The organism is Listeria immobilis (assembly GCF_014322765.1).
GTDB classification, from domain to species: Bacteria; Bacillota; Bacilli; order Lactobacillales; family Listeriaceae; genus Listeria; species Listeria immobilis.
Genome location: NZ_JAASTZ010000004.1, coordinates 61,725 through 79,720, shown reverse-complemented (window position 1 = coordinate 79,720; position 17,996 = coordinate 61,725). Strand labels below are relative to the sequence as shown.

Annotated in this window: 14 protein-coding genes; 11 read left to right on the top strand and 3 right to left on the bottom strand. The window is 36.4% G+C overall.

Going from position 1 to position 17,996, the window contains the following annotated elements; genetic code table 11:
* The first annotated feature begins 31 nt into the window (after nucleotides 1-31).
* The 3 genes from tpx to HCJ50_RS03770 all read left to right on the top strand — a co-directional run bounded on the left by tpx (nucleotide 32) and on the right by HCJ50_RS03770 (nucleotide 2,932).
* Nucleotides 32-529: a thiol peroxidase gene (gene tpx / locus HCJ50_RS03780; protein ID WP_185347343.1), complete on the top strand. Its 498-nt coding sequence runs from the start codon at nucleotides 32-34 to the stop codon at nucleotides 527-529.
* 188 nt (nucleotides 530-717) lie between these two features.
* Nucleotides 718-1,737, top strand: a complete 1,020-nt coding sequence (locus HCJ50_RS03775) for a class I SAM-dependent methyltransferase (protein WP_185347344.1) — start codon at nucleotides 718-720, stop codon at nucleotides 1,735-1,737.
* A gap of 1 nt (nucleotide 1,738) precedes the next feature.
* On the top strand, nucleotides 1,739-2,932 hold the full coding sequence (locus HCJ50_RS03770) for an acetate kinase (protein WP_185347346.1): 1,194 nt from the start codon (nucleotides 1,739-1,741) through the stop codon (nucleotides 2,930-2,932).
* 73 nt (nucleotides 2,933-3,005) lie between these two features.
* Here the strand turns inward: HCJ50_RS03770 and HCJ50_RS03765 are convergent, their stop codons facing one another.
* Both HCJ50_RS03765 and HCJ50_RS03760 read right to left on the bottom strand, forming a co-directional pair.
* Nucleotides 3,006-4,718, bottom strand: coding sequence for a carboxylesterase family protein (locus HCJ50_RS03765; RefSeq protein ID WP_185347348.1), 1,713 nt, complete (start codon nucleotides 4,716-4,718; stop codon nucleotides 3,006-3,008).
* A gap of 273 nt (nucleotides 4,719-4,991) precedes the next feature.
* The gene (locus tag HCJ50_RS03760) at nucleotides 4,992-5,456 is read right to left on the bottom strand and encodes a universal stress protein (protein ID WP_185347350.1); all 465 of its coding nucleotides are present in this window, start codon (nucleotides 5,454-5,456) and stop codon (nucleotides 4,992-4,994) included.
* Nucleotides 5,457-5,688: 232 nt separating this feature from the next.
* On the opposite strand from HCJ50_RS03760, the gene ald reads away from it, so the two are divergent.
* Nucleotides 5,689-6,801, top strand: coding sequence for an alanine dehydrogenase (ald, locus tag HCJ50_RS03755; RefSeq protein WP_185347352.1), 1,113 nt, complete (start codon nucleotides 5,689-5,691; stop codon nucleotides 6,799-6,801).
* 174 nt (nucleotides 6,802-6,975) lie between these two features.
* Here the strand turns inward: ald and HCJ50_RS03750 are convergent, their stop codons facing one another.
* The gene (locus HCJ50_RS03750) at nucleotides 6,976-8,073 is read right to left on the bottom strand and encodes a M24 family metallopeptidase (protein WP_185347354.1); all 1,098 of its coding nucleotides are present in this window, start codon (nucleotides 8,071-8,073) and stop codon (nucleotides 6,976-6,978) included.
* Between the two features lie 163 nt (nucleotides 8,074-8,236).
* On the opposite strand from HCJ50_RS03750, the gene HCJ50_RS03745 reads away from it, so the two are divergent.
* The 7 genes from HCJ50_RS03745 to pfkA all read left to right on the top strand — a co-directional run bounded on the left by HCJ50_RS03745 (nucleotide 8,237) and on the right by pfkA (nucleotide 17,955).
* The gene (locus tag HCJ50_RS03745) at nucleotides 8,237-8,923 is read left to right on the top strand and encodes a metal-dependent hydrolase (RefSeq protein WP_185347356.1); all 687 of its coding nucleotides are present in this window, start codon (nucleotides 8,237-8,239) and stop codon (nucleotides 8,921-8,923) included.
* Between the two features lie 24 nt (nucleotides 8,924-8,947).
* Nucleotides 8,948-10,261, top strand: a complete 1,314-nt coding sequence (gene ytoI, locus HCJ50_RS03740) for a CBS-HotDog domain-containing transcription factor YtoI (RefSeq protein ID WP_185347364.1) — start codon at nucleotides 8,948-8,950, stop codon at nucleotides 10,259-10,261.
* 20 nt (nucleotides 10,262-10,281) lie between these two features.
* Nucleotides 10,282-11,217, top strand: coding sequence for a DHH family phosphoesterase (locus HCJ50_RS03735; protein ID WP_185347366.1), 936 nt, complete (start codon nucleotides 10,282-10,284; stop codon nucleotides 11,215-11,217).
* A gap of 120 nt (nucleotides 11,218-11,337) precedes the next feature.
* Nucleotides 11,338-14,664 (top strand): DNA polymerase III subunit alpha, encoded by a 3,327-nt coding sequence (dnaE, locus tag HCJ50_RS03730; RefSeq protein WP_185395575.1) that lies wholly within the window; start codon nucleotides 11,338-11,340, stop codon nucleotides 14,662-14,664.
* A gap of 216 nt (nucleotides 14,665-14,880) precedes the next feature.
* Entirely contained in the window at nucleotides 14,881-15,765 is an 885-nt protein-coding gene (gene accD / locus HCJ50_RS03725; protein WP_185347370.1) for an acetyl-CoA carboxylase, carboxyltransferase subunit beta, read from the top strand.
* Nucleotides 15,755-16,711 (top strand): acetyl-CoA carboxylase carboxyltransferase subunit alpha, encoded by a 957-nt coding sequence (locus HCJ50_RS03720; RefSeq protein WP_185347372.1) that lies wholly within the window; start codon nucleotides 15,755-15,757, stop codon nucleotides 16,709-16,711. Before accD ends, HCJ50_RS03720 begins: the two co-directional genes overlap by 11 nt.
* 284 nt (nucleotides 16,712-16,995) lie before the next feature.
* Nucleotides 16,996-17,955 (top strand): 6-phosphofructokinase, encoded by a 960-nt coding sequence (gene pfkA / locus HCJ50_RS03715; protein ID WP_185347373.1) that lies wholly within the window; start codon nucleotides 16,996-16,998, stop codon nucleotides 17,953-17,955.
* Nucleotides 17,956-17,996 lie beyond the last annotated feature (41 nt).

Genomic DNA, 17,996 nt, shown 5'->3' with positions numbered 1-17,996 from the left:
ATAGAAGCTTCAAATTAAAGGAGGAAGAAAAATGACTCAAGTAACATTTAAACATAATCCAGTTACCTTAATAGGTACAGAACGAAAAGTTGGCGATAAAGCGCCAAACTTCACAGTAGTAAATAGAGATTTAGAAGAAGTAACTTTGCACGATTATGACGGGAAAGTTAGACTTATCAGTGTTGTTCCTTCGATAGATACAAGTGTTTGTTCAACACAAACACGCAAATTTAATGAAGAAGCAAGCAACTTAGATAATACCGTTGTTTTGACAATTTCGGTTGATTTACCATTTGCGCAAAAAAAATGGTGTGCAGCAGAAGGGTTACCAAATGCAATTACATTATCAGATCACCGAGATCTTTCTTTCGGGGAAGCATATGGTGTAATTATGAAAGAACTTCGCTTACTTGCTCGTTCTGTGTTTGTTGTAAATGCAACAGGTGAAATAGTTTATACAGAAGTGGTTCCAGAAGGTAGTGAACACCCAAATTATGAAGCGGCAATTGAAGCTGCTAAAAAAGCATAATATAGAAAAGTCTTCCTTTTATAGGGAGGCTTTTTCTGTATTATTGTTAGAAATAAACTGTACTAATTAATTTTATATATTTAGAATAAACAATTCTTATTTTACGCTAGAAAATCCTTTCACATTCTCTCTAAATACTGTATAATATTTGGTGGTGTTAGTAATGATAAAAATTCGAGGTGTTACTTTTGGCAAATGAAGCAACGCAAGAATTATTTCAAGCGCTTGATAATACAGCTATTATCTTGCAAAATGAGCTTGAAATAAGCTATTTGGAAGCGGTCTATGAAACAGGCGAAAATCTGTTTCAAAAAGAAGTTTTACAAAAAGAAGAGCTGTCTTCTGAAAAACAAGCGAAATTAGAAGAGTCCTATGAAAGCTTGGAGCTCGATAATTTTTCCAATGAAGAGATTCGCAAAGGTCTCCAACTGGCACTACTTAAAGGCATGAAACATGGTATTCAAGTGAATCACCAAATGACACCAGACTCCATTGGTTTTATTGTGGCATATTTACTTGAAAAAGTGATTCAAAAAAAGAAAAATATTTCGATTTTGGATCCTGCATGTGGGACAGCTAATCTTTTAACGACAGTAATAAATCAGCTGGAACTAAAAGAAGCAATAGAGATTCATGCAACTGGTGTAGATGTAGACGATTTGCTTATTTCGCTTGCACTTGTTGGGGCGGATTTACAGCGACAAAAAATGACGTTGCTGCATCAAGATGGATTAGCTAATTTATTAGTGGACCCAGTTGATGTTGTATTAAGTGATTTACCTGTTGGCTATTATCCGGATGATGAAAATGCGAAATCATTTGAACTTAGCCGTGAAGAAGGACATTCATTTGCACATTTCCTTTTCATTGAACAAGGAATGCGCTACACAAAACCAGGAGGATATTTATTCTTTTTGGTACCTGACGCAATGTTTGGGACTAGTGACTTTGCTAAGGTGGACAAGTTTATCAAGAAAAACGGTCATATCGAGGGGATTATTAAATTACCCGAAACACTGTTTAAGTCTGAACAAGCACGAAAAAGCATCTTGATTTTACGAAAAGCGGCAGAAAATGTAAAGCCGCCAAAAGAAGTTTTACTGGCTAATCTCTCATCGCTCACAGATCCAAGCGTTACTGCGCCGATTTTAGCGGAAATCGAGAATTGGTTCAAAGGAAACAATAATGGAAGGAATGGACAAAAATAAAATGGAAAAAACAATTGCAATTAACGCCGGAAGTTCATCTTTGAAATTCCAATTATACGATATGCCATCTGAACGAGTTATTACAGCAGGTATTGTAGAAAGAATTGGCTTAAAGGATTCTATTTTTACTATTACTGTAGATGGAGAAAAAATTAAAGAAGTGGTGGATATTCCTGACCACGAAGTCGCAGTACAAATGTTACTTGAAAAATTAATTAACCATAAAGTAATCGGTTCTTATGACGAAATTACAGGTATTGGTCATCGAGTTGTTCACGGTGGGGAAAGATTCCCTGAGTCCGTTTATATTGACGATGAAGTAATTAAAGATATTGAAGCGTTGTCTGAACTTGCACCACTTCACAACCCAGCTAACGTTACAGGAATTAAAGCTTTCCGTAAAATTTTGCCGGATGTTGTATCAGTTGCTGTTTTCGATACTGCTTTCCACCAAACTATGCCACCAGCAAGTTATTTATATAGTTTACCATTTAGCTACTATGAAGATTATGGCATCCGTAAATATGGTTTCCACGGAACAAGCCATAAATATGTATCCGAACGTGCTGCAGAACTTCTAGGACGCCCTGTAGAAGAATTACGTCTATTAACTTGTCACCTTGGTAATGGAGCAAGTATTGCCGCAGTTGAAGGTGGAAAATCAATGGATACTTCCATGGGATTCACACCACTTGCCGGTGTTTCAATGGGAACTCGTTCTGGTAACATTGACCCAGCGCTTATTCCGTTTATCATGGAAAAAACAGGTAAAACAGCAGAACAAGTATTAGATGTCTTAAATAAAGAATCTGGCATGCTTGGTGTATCAGGAATTTCTAGTGATCTTCGTGATTTAGAAGATGAAGCAGCTAAAGGAAATGATCGTGCAGAGCTTGCACTACAAGTATTCGTTGATCGTATTCATAAATATATTGGATCTTATGCAGCTCGCATGAACGGTGTAGATGCAATTATTTTCACAGCTGGTATAGGTGAAAATAGTTCTTTCATCCGTGAAAAAGTATTACGTGGTTTAGAATTTATGGGCGTATACTGGGATCCTGCACTTAACCAAGTCCGCGGTGAAGAAAGATTTCTTAACTATCCGCACTCCCCAGTAAAAGTTATCATTATTCCAACAAACGAAGAATTAATGATTGCTCGTGATGTAGAAACAATTAAAAATAATCGCTAAATAGTAATTTTTAGCTTTATAAAAAACAGAACGCCTTTCTTCAAAAGAAGGGGCGTTCTGTTTTTTTGATAACTTAGTTAGGCCATAAACTAGGGTTTGAGTAGTAAGCATCTAAATCATCGCTAAACCATCGGCTGTTTAATACTTGATGAACGATTTGGTTTTTTGCTGTTTCAGAAATACTTGTATCTGCTTCGATACGATCAATAATAGCTTGATTTGTATCGGTTTCTTTTTCCATTTTAATTTGAGCTTGGTTATCATCAGCATCTAAAATTAGATTACTTGGATTGTCAGCGCTCCACGTTGTCCATTTCGTTAAATTATCTCCATTTGGATCCCCATCATGCAAGAAATTTTTAAGATAAGCGCGGAATTTTTCTTGTAACTCTTCTGCTCCTGGCAATTGATAAGACTCTGTAATTGTAGAGAGATACGTCTGGTTGTTACTATCTAAGAAGGGGATAAATACACCATGATATGCACCAACTAGACTCATATCTGTAGTCGTTTTTAAATTGGTTCCAAATGGCATTTTTGTATTGTAAATGGGCGCATCGTAATGTTGTTCCATTTTTTTAGCAGATAATTCAGTATTAAATAGGGTATAAAAATCACTGCCATATTGCTTAGCGAACTGGAATTCAGCTAGTTTTTCCTTGTTTTTAGGAATGGCTCCACTTGCAAAACTTTCTGCAAAATAAGGATCTCCCATAGCAAAAAAGGAAAACTCGCTTGTACCTGAGAGCATAATTAAAGGCACATTATTATAATTTTTTGTATCAAAGCCATTTTTTGGAATCACTGCTCCATCGGTGTACAAGTGGGGAAAAGCGCTCATTCGAATGGAAGCATTTCCCATGAGTTTACTTAATCGTTCAGCAGAAACTCCATATAAGTAATCAGAAACTTCCTTATTATTTTCTTGTAACCAAGTATAAGCTTCCTCTTCCGTTGCTTTTACACCATCTTCTACAACGAGTGGGGCAATTGCTTTGGCAAAAACTTTGATGCTATCATCGGGATCGGCAACAGTCATACCTCCACTAAAGGCAATTGCTTTTTGGTATTTATCTTTAAAAATAGGAGAGGTGAGTGAGGCCATTACATCTCTACCACCCGCAGAAAAACCAGAGAAAGTAATATTATCTGGATCACCACCAAAAGCTTCAATGTTTTCTTTTACCCAATCAAGCGACTTTGCCATATCAAGCAAAGCATAGTTACCTGAATCTTCTAGTTTATCACCAGTATTTAAGGCTTTTAAAGGGTTAAAACCAAGTGCACCAAGACGATAATCAACAGAAATAAAAATCGTATTTAAATCTTTTACAAAAGCTTCTCCGCCAATTTCTGTAGCACTTCCGCCTTGATTATTTCCACCATGAATATAAACCATAACAGGCAATTTTTTCTCTGAAGTGTCTGGGCGATAAATATTCATATGAAGACTTTCTTCGCTTCCTGTTACACCATCTTGTGCAGTTTGAATAAATACTTCTTTATCTTTTGTTGCATCTAAAGTGCCATCATATTTTTCTGGACTTTCTGGTTTCTTCCAGCGTAATTCTTTCACAGGGGCTTTGGCATAGGGAACACCTTTCCAAACTAAAACGCTTTCATTTTTATCCTTATAACCTTTTACTTTTCCATACTTAGTAGTTACCGTAACTCCTTTTTTGTAATTTAAATGGTCTTTTTCTGCTTCTTCGTTTTGATTGGAGCCACATCCAGCAAGAACTATAAGTAAACAGCTAACAAATACTAACAACATCCATTTTTTCATTTTCCCACTCCTTATTATTAATTTAGCTAAAAAAACCTGAAACAAACGCGTACTTAAAAAGTGCGCATTTGTTTCAGGTTATGCCCAAAAGGTTACATTCCTTTAACAAAATATAAGATGTTTTAAATATAGCATGGAATTTTATAAAAACAATATTATTTAAATAAAATCTACATAACTGACACATTCTTGTTTTTTCGTGTTTATTTTATACGTTTTCTGGCGTAAAAACAGATACTCTCAAAGGAAAGTATCTGTTTTAAGCATGTATGTTTATTTTTCATCTTTGTAATCTGGTTCGTCATTCCGAACAACGAGAACATCACAAGGGGAGTGGCGAATAATATATTCAGATACACTACCAATCAATAAGCGTTCTACTGCATTTAGCCCTGTAGCACCACACATAATTAAATCTGCTTGGAATGCTTTTGCAGCTTCTTTTGTAATAGCTGTTTTTGGAGAACCATATTCAATATAGCTTTCTACTTTTGTCACACCAGCTTTTAAGGCATCTTCTTTATAACCGCTAAGTAGTTCATCTGCATATTCAGTCGCTTTATCTGCCATGCTTGTATCATAGTTAGCCACAGACGAGAAAGCACGAGTATCAATAACATGCACAAGACCCAGTGCAGCATCATTACGATTAGCTACCTGAATTGCTTTTTGGAATGCACTTTCTGCTTCTTTTGAACCGTCGACTGCCACTAAAACTCTTTCGTATTGTTGTAACATAATAATTCCTCCAATCAAAATATGTATCTTCTATAACTATACTTTACCCCTTTTTTCGTAAAAGAACCATTAATTACTAAAAAAATTGGCTTCAAAATTATTTTGCATTTATTAGGCTGATTTTGTGTGAATTTCAGTTGGTTAATTTTTTACAACTTAGGTATATTGTGTTAGCATGATGGTGTAGAAAAAATATGTGGTTCATTATACCTATTCAGGGAGCGTGATTTAGATGTTAGTCGGCGTACCGAAAGAGATAAAAAATAATGAAAATAGAGTGGCTATGACTCCGGCGAGTGTTTTATCCTATGTTAATGCAGGGCACACAGTACTCGTAGAAAAAGGGGCGGGTGTAGGTTCTAGTTATCAAGATGCCGATTTTGTGCAGGCGGGAGCAAAAATGGTTGAAACAGCTAAAGAAGCTTGGAATGTGGATATGGTCGTAAAAGTAAAAGAACCAATTGCATCAGAATATGGCTATTTTAAAGAAGGACTTGTACTTTTTACATACTTACATTTAGCAAACGAGCCAACTTTGGCAAAAGCTTTAATCGAAAGTAAAGTTAACAGCATTGCTTATGAAACAGTGGAATTAGCAGATCACTCACTGCCGTTACTTTCGCCGATGAGTGAAGTGGCTGGGAGGATGGCAGCTCAAATAGGTGCACAATTTTTGCAAAAAACAAATGGTGGAATGGGCGTATTGCTCGGCGGGGTTCCAGGTGTAGAAAAAAGTGAAGTCGTTATTATTGGTGGTGGCATTGCAGGTACTAATGCTGCAAAAATTGCGATAGGACTTGGTGCAAATGTAACTATTTTAGATTTAAATTTAAAACGATTACGTGAGTTGGATGATATTTTTGGCACTCAAGTACAAACCTTAATGTCGAATGATTTTAATATTGAAATAGCTGTAAAAAAAGCAGATTTAGTTATCGGAGCAGTGCTTATTCCAGGGGCTAAAGCGCCAAAATTAGTAAAAGAGCATGTGATTAAACAAATGAATCCGGGAGCTGTTCTAGTAGATATTGCCATTGATCAGGGAGGGATTTTTGAGACAACAGACCATGTTTCCACACATGATAATCCAACCTACGAAAAATTTGGCGTTCTTCATTACGCTGTAGCTAATATGCCAGGTGCAGTACCAAGAACATCCACTATAGCACTTACCAACGCAACATTACCTTTTGGATTAAAACTTGCAAATCATGGATTAGAAGCAGCTGTGAAAAAAGACCCATATTTACTGCGTGGATTAAATACGTATCAAGGGCATATTACGTATCAAGCTGTGGCAGACTCACTTGGACTAGTTTATACAGATAATAAACAATTAATTTAACAACAAGATTAAAATAGAAGTATTTTTACACCAAAAAAGCAGAAACCTAGTATATGCCATTTTAAGCCTCCTTCTAGAGTATAAATCAAACGCTAGAGATAGAGAATCCTTAAAAAATGGTTATATAATGATTTCTGCTTTTTATTTTATACTAATTGATTTTAATTGCTTATCTTATTGGATGATTTGTAATGTTTTTGGGAATTCCGTTAGAACTTTCACGCCGTCTTTTGTTACGACTAAATCATCTTCAATACGAACACCGGCAACTCCTGGTACATAAATTCCTGGTTCAATTGTAAACACCATATTTTCTTGAAGCGGCATGTCATTCGTTTCTGTAATAGAAGGGAACTCATGGACACTTGCTCCGAGACCATGACCGAGACGATGCGGGAAATAATCTCCATAACCAGCTTCTCGGATAATGTTTCTTGCAGTTAAATCAATTTCACTCGCTTTTATCCCTGCCTTTACTTTAGCAACTGCTGCTGTTTGCGCCTCTAGAACAGTATTATAAATCTTTTGCTGTTCTTCAGAAATTTCACCAAAAGCAACTGTCCGAGTAATATCTGAACAATATCCTTTATGAACTACGCCTAAATCAAATAGGACTAGATCTCCTTTTTTAATTTTTGTTTCTCCTGGTGTACCATGCGGAAGGGCACCGTTTTTACCAGTTAAAACCATTGTATCAAAAGACATTGCTGTTACGCCTTTTTTCTTCATTTCGTATTCAATCTTGGCAACAATTTCTGCCTCTGTTTTTCCTTCTGCAATTTCATCTACGCCCACTTGAACAGCGAAGTCAGCAAGTAAAGCTGCTTCTTTTAATATTTGTAATTCTGTTTCTGTTTTTATTAAGCGGATTTGTGCTATTTTATGTTCAATCGGAATAAAAGAACTAGTAGAGAAAAGACCAGCTAATTGCTCAAAACGATCAACATTCAGATGGTTTTTTTCTATTGCAAATTTACTTGGAGTTGCTACTCGCTTTTTAATTTCACTAGCGATGATTTCGAACGGGTTTTCTGTATCAGTATAACCATATGCTGGATGAGTCCAGTCGCCTCCACGTACATCTTCTACTTCTAAAGCAGGAGTGAAAAGAAATGGTTCGCTTTCTGAAAATACAGCTAGTCCTAGTACTCTTTCATGTGGTTCACTGTGATAACCAGAAAAGTAAGCAATATTTTCAGGATCTGTTAAAAATGCTACTTCGGCACCTTGCTCTTTTAACCAATTTTGTAGGACATCGATATTTTTTTCCATTTTTGTGTACCTTCTTTCCAATTGATTTCTATATAATAATAACATGCAAAGGAAATATTTTGCTAATAAACACCTCCTAGTTTACGAGGTGTTATATATTAGTTTATAATAAGAGTGGTACAACAATACGCACTTAATATTAATTGGAAAGGATGTTTTTTTCATGAAGATTTCATTTCACGGGCAGTCTTGTATTAAAATTATTACTGGAAATACAACTATTTTAGTCGATCCATTTATTTCTGGAAATGAAAAATGCGATTTAAAAGCAGAAGAGCAGATGCCAGACTATATTGTGCTGTCACACGGACATGATGACCATGTTGGTGATACAGTTCAAATTGCGAAAAACGCTGGATCAGAAGTTATTTGTAACGCAGATTTGGCTGCATTTTTAGCAGTGGAAGATGGACTTGAAAAAATTTCTCCAATGCATATTGGTGGAAAAAGACAATTTGATTTTGGCCAAGTGAAGTTAACACAAGCTTTTCATGGCTCGCAAACCGTTCGTGACGGCCGTATTATTAATGTAGGTTTTCCAACTGGTATCGTATTTACAATTGAGGGAAAGAATATTTATTTTGCAGGAGATACAGGTCTATTTTCTGATATGAAATTAATCGGGGAATTAAATCCGCTAGATCTAGCTTTTTTACCAATTGGTGATAATTTTACAATGGGACCTGAAGATGCTGCGATTGCGGCTCGATTCTTACAAACAAAAATGGTTATTCCCATGCACTACAATACATTTCCACTAATTGAACAAGATCCATATAAATTTGTTGCATCGCTAGATAAAGAAATTACTGGAAAAGTACTAGAAATTGGCGAAGAAATCGAAATCTAACAAAAGAAATGGGTGAAATGAGTCGTGGCCACAAAACATGAACAGATTTTGAAATATATTGAAAACCTTGCAGTTGGAGAAAAAATATCTGTAAGAAAAATTGCTAAAAACTTATCTGTTAGTGAAGGAACTGCTTATCGAGCAATCAAAGACGCGGAAATAATCGGCTTTGTTTCTACTATTAAGCGAGTGGGGACCCTTCGAATAGAACGAAAACAAAAAGACAGCATTGAAAAATTAACTTTTGCAGAAATTGTCAATATGATTGATGGACAAGTTCTTGGCGGACGTGCTGGACTTTATAAATCACTAAACAAGTTTGTTATTGGCGCGATGACTGTAGAAGCAATGGAGCGTTACACAGATGCTGGCAATTTACTAATTGTTGGAAATCGAGTGAGCGCCCATGAACTTGCTCTAAAACGCGGGGCAGCAGTACTGATTACAGGTGGATTTGACACGGATGATGAAGTAAAACGACTAGCAGATGAAAAAGAACTACCGATTTTGTCTACTTCTTATGATACATTCACTGTCGCAACCATGATTAATCGAGCAATTTATGACCAGTTAATCAAAAAGGAAGTTGTTTTTGTGGAGGATATTTTAACACCACTAGAAACAACTGCATTTTTATCCACAGCAGATAAAGTAGAAGACTGGCATAAAATGGAAGATACTACCGGACATAGCCGTTTTCCAGTTGTAAACCGAGCTATGAGGCTGACCGGAATGGTTACAAGCAAAGATATTTTAGATAAAAATCCAAGTATTTCAATAGAACGAGTAATGACGAAAAATCCTCTAACAGTAGGACCAAAAATGAGTGTTGCTTCCGTTGCGCACATGATGATTTGGGAAAGTATTGAAGTAATCCCAGTAGTAAAAGATGATTTAACATTAATTGGGATTGTGAGCAGACAAGATATTCTAAAATCAATGCAAATGATTCAAAAACAACCACAAGTTGGTGAGACCATTGATGACACGATTACGAATCAACTTTCCGAAAAAGCTGACACACATGTGGAGGCAGATTATGAATTTAAAGTGAGTCCGCAAATGACTAATTCTCTTGGTACATTATCATATGGTGTTTTCACGCAGATTGTATGTGAAGTTGTTCAGCAGAAATTATTTTCAATGAAAAAACGCAATGTGGCAATCGAAAATGTGACCATGTATTTCTTAAAACCTGTCCAAATGGATGCGACAATGGTGATTAAACCACGTATTTTGGAAATGGGACGTAAAGCAGGAAAATTAGATGTGGAACTATATTTAGAAGGAATATTAACCGGAAAAGCAATTGTGGCTTGTCAAATGATGGAACGTTAAACAGAAAATGAGGCGAAAAAATGAAAAATGAGATTTTACATGAAGTAAAACAATATGAAACGATTATTTTGCATCGGCATGTAAGACCAGATCCAGATGCTTATGGTTCGCAAATGGGACTTGCGGAAATTATTCATGCAAGTTTTCCTGAAAAAAAAGTCTATTCAGTAGGAAATGATGAAACTTCTTTACAATTTCTTGGCAAAGTAGAAGAGATTTCCGATGATACTTACAAAGAGGCACTTGTTATTGTATGTGATACTGCCAATCAAGAACGTGTTTCAGATCAACGTTTTCAATTAGGAAAAAAATTAATAAAAATAGATCATCACCCAAATGATGATGCTTACGGGGACATACTTTGGGTAAACACAAATGCTTCTTCTTGTAGTGAAATGATAGTTGATTTTTGGGAAACTTTTTCCGAAGAACTCGTATTAAATGAAAAAGCAGCTCGACTACTATATGCTGGAATTGTTGGGGATACAGGCAGATTTTTATATCCGAGTACGACTGAGGAGACGTTAAGATTATCAGCGAGTCTTGTTACTTTTCCATTTGATCGTCCAGCGCTTTACCGGCAACTATATGAATTGCCCAAAAATACAATAAAGCTTTCTGGTTATATTTTACAAAACTTTGTGATGGACGAAAATGGTGCAGCAACAGTTTATCTAAGTGATACACTATTAGCTGAATTTGATGTTAATCCGAGAGACGCTTCAGCACTTGTTTCCTCTATTGAGAATGTAGCGGGTATTAAAGCCTGGATTATGTATATTCAAGAGGGATCTGTTTTTAGAGCACGATTACGTTCAAAAGGACCTGTCATTAACGAACTAGCGAAAGAATATGGTGGCGGTGGTCATCCGCTTGCTTCTGGCGCGACCTTGCATAGTGAAGAAGAAATTAAAGAAATGACAGAAAAATTACAACTGATTTGTGCGACTAAATAGAAGGACGATAAGGTCAGATATCTATCTGGCTTTATTTTTACATAAAAACACGAACACACTTTCTTTTTTAGAATTTAACCGATATAATGGAAAAAGAGAGTTTTGAAAGGAGAGAGGATAGTGGGATTTGTTCATTTACAAGTTGCAAGCGCATATGATTTACTTTCAAGTACTGCATCAGTTGATTCGCTTGTCGCTAAAGCAAAAGAATACCATTATCCAGCCTTAGCAATTACGGATAAAAACGTGCTTTATGGAGCAATTGAATTTTACCAAAAATGTTTAGCGGCGGATATAAAACCAATTATTGGGATGACGGTAACGATACAAGGTTATGTAAATCCAATTAATTCCTACGAGTTAATATTAATTGCAAAAACAACTGCTGGATATCATGAGTTACTGAAAATCGCTAGTGCCATTCAAACACGCGAAGAAGGATTAGAGCTTCCGCAAAGCTGGCTACGTGCTTATAGTACTGACCTTATTGCAATTTCACCAGGAGCAAAAGGAGAAGTAGAGCGGCTTCTTATGGAAGATAATCAGGATGGATCATTAGAAGCTTACGAAAACTTAGTGACTATTTTTGGTAAAGATTCTGTTTATCTATCAGTGCAAAAAGAAAACCCACGTCTTTTCGCAAAAATTGAAACATTTTGCGCAGAAGAAAAAGTACGCGCAGTAGCGACTAAAGATGTGCAATATATTGAACCAAAAGATGCACAGGCAAGAGAAGTATTAACAGCCATTCGTGATAATCGGACGGTGGACTGGACGACACTTCCACTTGCGGGCTCTAATTATTTTACTTCGCAGGATGAGATGGAGCGAGTTTGGCAAACTGATTTTGAAAAAAAGGCATGCGAGGAGACTGGTAAATTAGCAGATCGATGTCAAGTTGAAATAGCATTAGATCAACATCTACTGCCAAGGTTTCCAATAGCTGATAATCAAAAGGCCTCTGATGTTTTACAACAAACAGCATATGCCGGATTAAAAGAACGCGGACTAATGGGGGCTGAATATCAAGAACGTTTAGATTATGAGTTAAAAGTAATTACCGAAATGGGATTTGCGGATTATTTTCTTATTGTATGGGATGTTATTCGCTATTCTAGAGAAGCAGGAATTTTAACGGGTCCTGGTCGTGGTTCCGCAGCAGGTTCGTTAGTTTCTTTTGCATTAAGAATTACAGATGTGGACCCAATTAAATACCATTTGTTATTTGAACGTTTTTTAAATCCAGAACGAATTACCATGCCCGATATTGACTTGGATTTTCCGGATAATCGTCGTGATGAAGTAATTTCTTATGTTGTATCAAAATACGGTGAAGCACATGTGGCACAAATTGGTACATTTGGTACACTTGCAGCAAAAGCAGCTATCCGTGATACTGCAAGAAGTTTTGGTTTAAATTCGGTTCTTTTATCTGAGTGGTCTAAATTAATTCCAAGCCAGTTAGGTATTACTTTACAGAAGGCGATTCAAGAAAATCCACGACTAGAAAATCATATAAAAAGCTCCAAAGTAAATGAAATGATTTGGGAAGTTGCATGTCAGCTAGAGGGCCTCCCACGACATATTTCAACGCATGCTGCTGGAATTGTAATAAGTGATAAACCGCTTGTTGAACAAGTTGCTCTACAATTAGGCAGTGGTGATGCACGTTTAACACAGTTTGCCATGGGAGAACTAGAAAAAATCGGTTTACTTAAAATGGATTTTCTTGGCCTTAGAAATCTAAGTTTACTTGATCGTGTGCTAAAATCAGTTAATTACACTCGTGAAAAACCATTAACTTTGGCTGATATTTCACTAGATGACGAAAAAACATTGAAGTTATTCCAAACAGGGGATACAACCGGTGTTTTTCAATTTGAATCGGACGGAATTCGTCGGGTGCTCAGGAAGTTAAAACCAACTTCTTTTGAAGATATCGTCGCAGTAGACGCCCTTTATCGCCCAGGTCCAATGGAACAAATTGATACATTTATTGCCAGAAAACATGGAAAAGAAGCGATTCAATATCCACATCCAGATTTAGCACCAATTTTAGAAGTGACTTATGGGGTGATTGTTTATCAAGAACAAATTATCCAAGTCGCTAACTTAATGGCAGGTTTTTCACTTGGCGAAGCGGATTTATTACGTCGTGCAGTAAGTAAGAAAAAAGCAGATGTGCTAAATGAAGAACGGATACATTTTGTAGATGGGGCGAGAAGTAAGGGCTATTCTGATAGTAGCGCCAATCAAGTGTATGACATGATTGTACAGTTTGCGAATTATGGATTTAACCGTAGTCATGCAGCGGCATATTCTAAAATTGCTTTTCAATTAGCCTACCTAAAGGCGAATTATCCAGCGGCATTTATGTCTTCTTTGCTTAGCTCTGTTTCTGGAAATGATGATAAGATTGCGCAATATATTACTGAAGCAAAAAACTATGGTATCCAAATGTTAGCGCCTAGTATTAATCATAGTCATTATTATTTTCAAATGGAAGGCGAAACGGCCATTCGTTATAGTTTTCGAGTCATTCGAAAAGTGCCAACCAAGTTTGTTCTCGAAATTATTAACGAACGAAAAAAAGCACCTTTCCAAGATTTCTTTGATTTTTGTGAACGTATGCCACATAAAATGTTATCAGAAACTGTCTTAGAAGCTTTAGTATTATCAGGTTGTTTTGATGAATTTGGTGAAGATAGAGCAACGATACTCGCGACGATTGATGCCGTATTGCAGTATATTTCTTTACTTGGTGAAGATTCTAAAGGGATGAACCTTTTTGCAGAAGATGATGATTTTTTAAAGAAAATGAAGCCGCGTTACCGAAAAACAGCACCTATTTCCATTGATGAAAAATTAGAAAAAGAAAAGCTCTATACTGGCCAATATGTCTCTGCGCATCCAGTAGCTTACTATCAAATTAAACTACAAAATATCGAAATTACTAGACTTGCGGAAATTAGTTCTGGGAAAAATTATCAAGTTGCAGTTTATGTTCATGAAGTTAAATCCATTAGAACGAAAAAAGGGGAGACAATGTGCTTTTTGACTGTTAGTGATGACACGAAAGAATTAAGTGCAGTGATGTTCCCTGAAAGTTATCGTAAATATGCTTCTTTCGCTCAAAAAGGAGAGATTCTGTTTTTACAAGTGAAAGCAGATAAGCGAAATGGCGAACTTCAGTTAATTGTAAATCAAGCAGAAGATTTAAAAGAAGTGAAAGCTCCAATGAGACTATTTATTCAACTAACTGAGCCGTCTCAAATGGAACGCATAAGACCCATTTTATTAAAATTTAAAGGGAGCTCTAAGGTTATTATCCATCAAGCATTAACTAAGCAAACAACAGAGTTAAAAAATATTCAAGTAGAGCCTTCAGAGAGATTACACGAGGCCTTAGTAACACTTCTTGGTAAAGAGAATGTTGTTTTTAAGTAATCTTAAACTTTCTATATTTAGCAAAAGTATGTTATAGTTTAACGTGGGAAACGATATTGCGCAGTCTGTCCAATGATTATTCGGACGGACTGGCATTTTGTCTTCTTATGGGAAAATGCGGTTAAAAATATGTTTCATGTCTTTATAATTTTTCATTTTATAGTATTTAAAAACCGTTATTACCACAATAGAAAGCGTAAATGGGGAGGGTTATCCTTGTTAGGAGACTTGTTTACAAAACCAAAAAAGAGAAAATATGCCACAATTCCTTCTGATGGGACGAAAGCAGATGTTCCAGAAGGTATTATGACAAAATGTCCAGAGTGTAAAAAAATAATGTATACTAAAGAATTGCAAAAAAACTTGATGGTATGCAGTTATTGCGGATTTCATCATCCAATTGGAGCAAAAGTAAGAATTGATATGCTTGTTGATCCGGATTCTTTTGAAGAACTTGATGCTAGCTTAACTACAGCAAACCCACTTGGTTTTGAAAATTATATGGATAGAATCGAAAAAGATAAACAAAAAACTGGATTGAACGAAGCTATTGTTACTGGTCATGCAACGATAGATGGAAATCCTTTAGTTATCGCAGTAATGGATTCTCGTTTTAGAATGGCAAGTATGGGATCTGTTGTAGGCGAAAAAATTCTTCGTGCAGTAGAAGAGGCAGATAAAACAAAGAAACCTTTTGTGATATTTACTGCTTCAGGTGGCGCTCGTATGCAAGAAGGAATGATTTCCCTTATGCAAATGGCGAAAACATCCGCTGCATTCAAGCGGTTTAGCAATCATGGCGGTTTAGCAATCACTGTGATGACACACCCGACAACAGGTGGAGTTTCTGCAAGTTTTGCTTCTTTAGGCGATTATAATTTTGCTGAGCCAGGAGCACTTATTGGCTTTGCTGGGCGTCGAGTGATTGAACAAACTGTCCGAGAAGAGCTGCCAGAAGACTTCCAAACAGCAGAATTTTTACTTAAGCATGGACAACTGGACGATTGCATTTCACGGCTTGATTTGCAAAATAAATTAAGTTTTATTTTAAAAATCCATGTAAAAACACCTGAATCAGGAGGTGAATCTGATGGCGAATGAAATGGAATTTGAAAAGCCTATATTAGAACTAAAAAGTAAAATTGCTGACTTAAAAGAATATAACGAAACATCAGATGTAGACTTATCTAGTGAAATCGAAAAGTTAGAAAAGCGTCTAGCTAAATTGGAAGAAAGTATCTATAGTAATATGACTGCTTGGGATAAATTTCAAGTCGCTCGTCATCCAGAACGACCTACAACACTTGACTATATTCCACTTTTATTTGAAGATTTTATGGAGCTTCATGGCGATCGTTCTTTTGGCGATGATGCAGCTATTGTTGGCGGGATTGCTACGTTTAAAGGTATTCCTGTGACTATTGTTGGACATCAACGAGGTAAGGATACAAAGGATAATTTGCATCGTAATTTTGGAATGCCACATCCAGAAGGTTTCCGAAAAGCGCTTCGGTTAATGAAACAAGCAGATAAATTTGGTAGACCAATTATTTGTTTCATTGATACAAAAGGAGCATATCCTGGTCGTGCTGCCGAAGAACGCGGACAAAGTGAGGCAATTGCTCGGAATCTTTATGAAATGAGCGATATGAAAGTACCTATCATTTCTATTGTTATTGGTGAAGGTGGTAGTGGAGGAGCGCTTGCTTTAGGTGTTGGAAATCAGATATTCATGCTTGAAAATGCGGTTTTCTCGGTTATTTCACCAGAAGGAGCGGCAGCCATTTTATGGAAAGATGCTGGGCAAGCAAAAAAAGCAGCGGAATCAATGCGTATCACTGCAGGCGATTTGTATGAACTTAATATTACGGATGGAATTATTCCAGAAGTAAAAGGAGGAGCACATCGCGACTTAGCTGCTCAAGCAGAAGAAATAAATAAAACAATTACCAAGTCGCTACATGCTTTAATGGCATTTTCTGAAGAACAATTAAAAGAGCAACGTTATGAAAAATTCAAGAAAATTGGTGCATATGAAACTTTATAAGCGATAATGAAAGATGATTTCCTGTTTTTTGGAAATCATCTTTTTGGTATGTACCAAAATAGATAAAGAAAGTTAAACACTTAACAAGTATAGACCGATTATATCTTTTTGTTGATATAATGCCGTTTGAACAGTTAATTGGAATAGACCGATATAAAAAAAGCTGAAATAGTGCTATTGCTGGCGAAAAAAGTGTTCTATTCGTGCTTTTCATTTAGCGGATTTTCATGTAGAATAAACACATGTGATGAAAAACAATATCATTGTCTGAGGTGGTAAGTAAAATGAAACGAATTGCAATTTTGACAAGTGGAGGAGACGCTCCAGGAATGAATGCAGCCACTCGTGCTGTTGTACGTAAAGCAATCTATGAAGGACTTGAAGTTTATGGTATTAACTATGGTTTTTTAGGTTTGGTTAATGGTGATATCCATAAATTAGAGTTAGGTTCTGTTGGTGATATACTTCATCGTGGAGGAACATTCCTTTATTCTGCAAGATATCCTGAATTTGCTACAGAAGAAGGACAACTTAAAGGAATCGAACAACTGAAAAAACATCAAATCGACGGCTTAGTTGTTATCGGTGGAGATGGCTCTTACCACGGAGCGGAAGCACTTACAAATCGTGGTTTTCCAACTATTGGTATTCCAGGAACGATTGATAATGATATTTCTGGTACTGATTTCACCATTGGTTTTGATACTGCGCTAAATACTGTTTTAGATGCATTAGATAAAATCCGTGATACAGCGACAAGTCATGAACGTACTTTTATTATTGAAGTAATGGGTCGTGATGCTGGGGATATCGCACTTTGGTCTGGTCTTGGTGGCGGCGCTGAAGCTATCATCGTACCTGAACAAGAATTCAATATGGATGATATCGTGGATCGTTTAAACAAAGGTCGTGAACGTGGTAAAAAACATAGCATTATTGTCGTTGCAGAAGGTGTTATGTCAGGAAATGAATTTGCTAAACAATTAGCTGAATATGGCGACTATCATGCACGTGTAACTGTTTTAGGACATGTTCAACGTGGTGGAAGCCCAACTGCATTTGATCGTGTGCTTGCAAGCCGTCTTGGCGCGCATGCGGTAGAATTATTATTAGAAAATCGTGGTGGATTAGCTGTAGGAATCCGCGAAAATCGTATTGTCGAAAATAATATTGGCGAAATTTTGAAAGAAAAACATGTATGTGATAAACAACTGTTTGATCTTGCTTCTATTTTGTCGATTTAAAACGGCTGAAGAGCTGGCTGCCATAACAACGCATGGTAGCC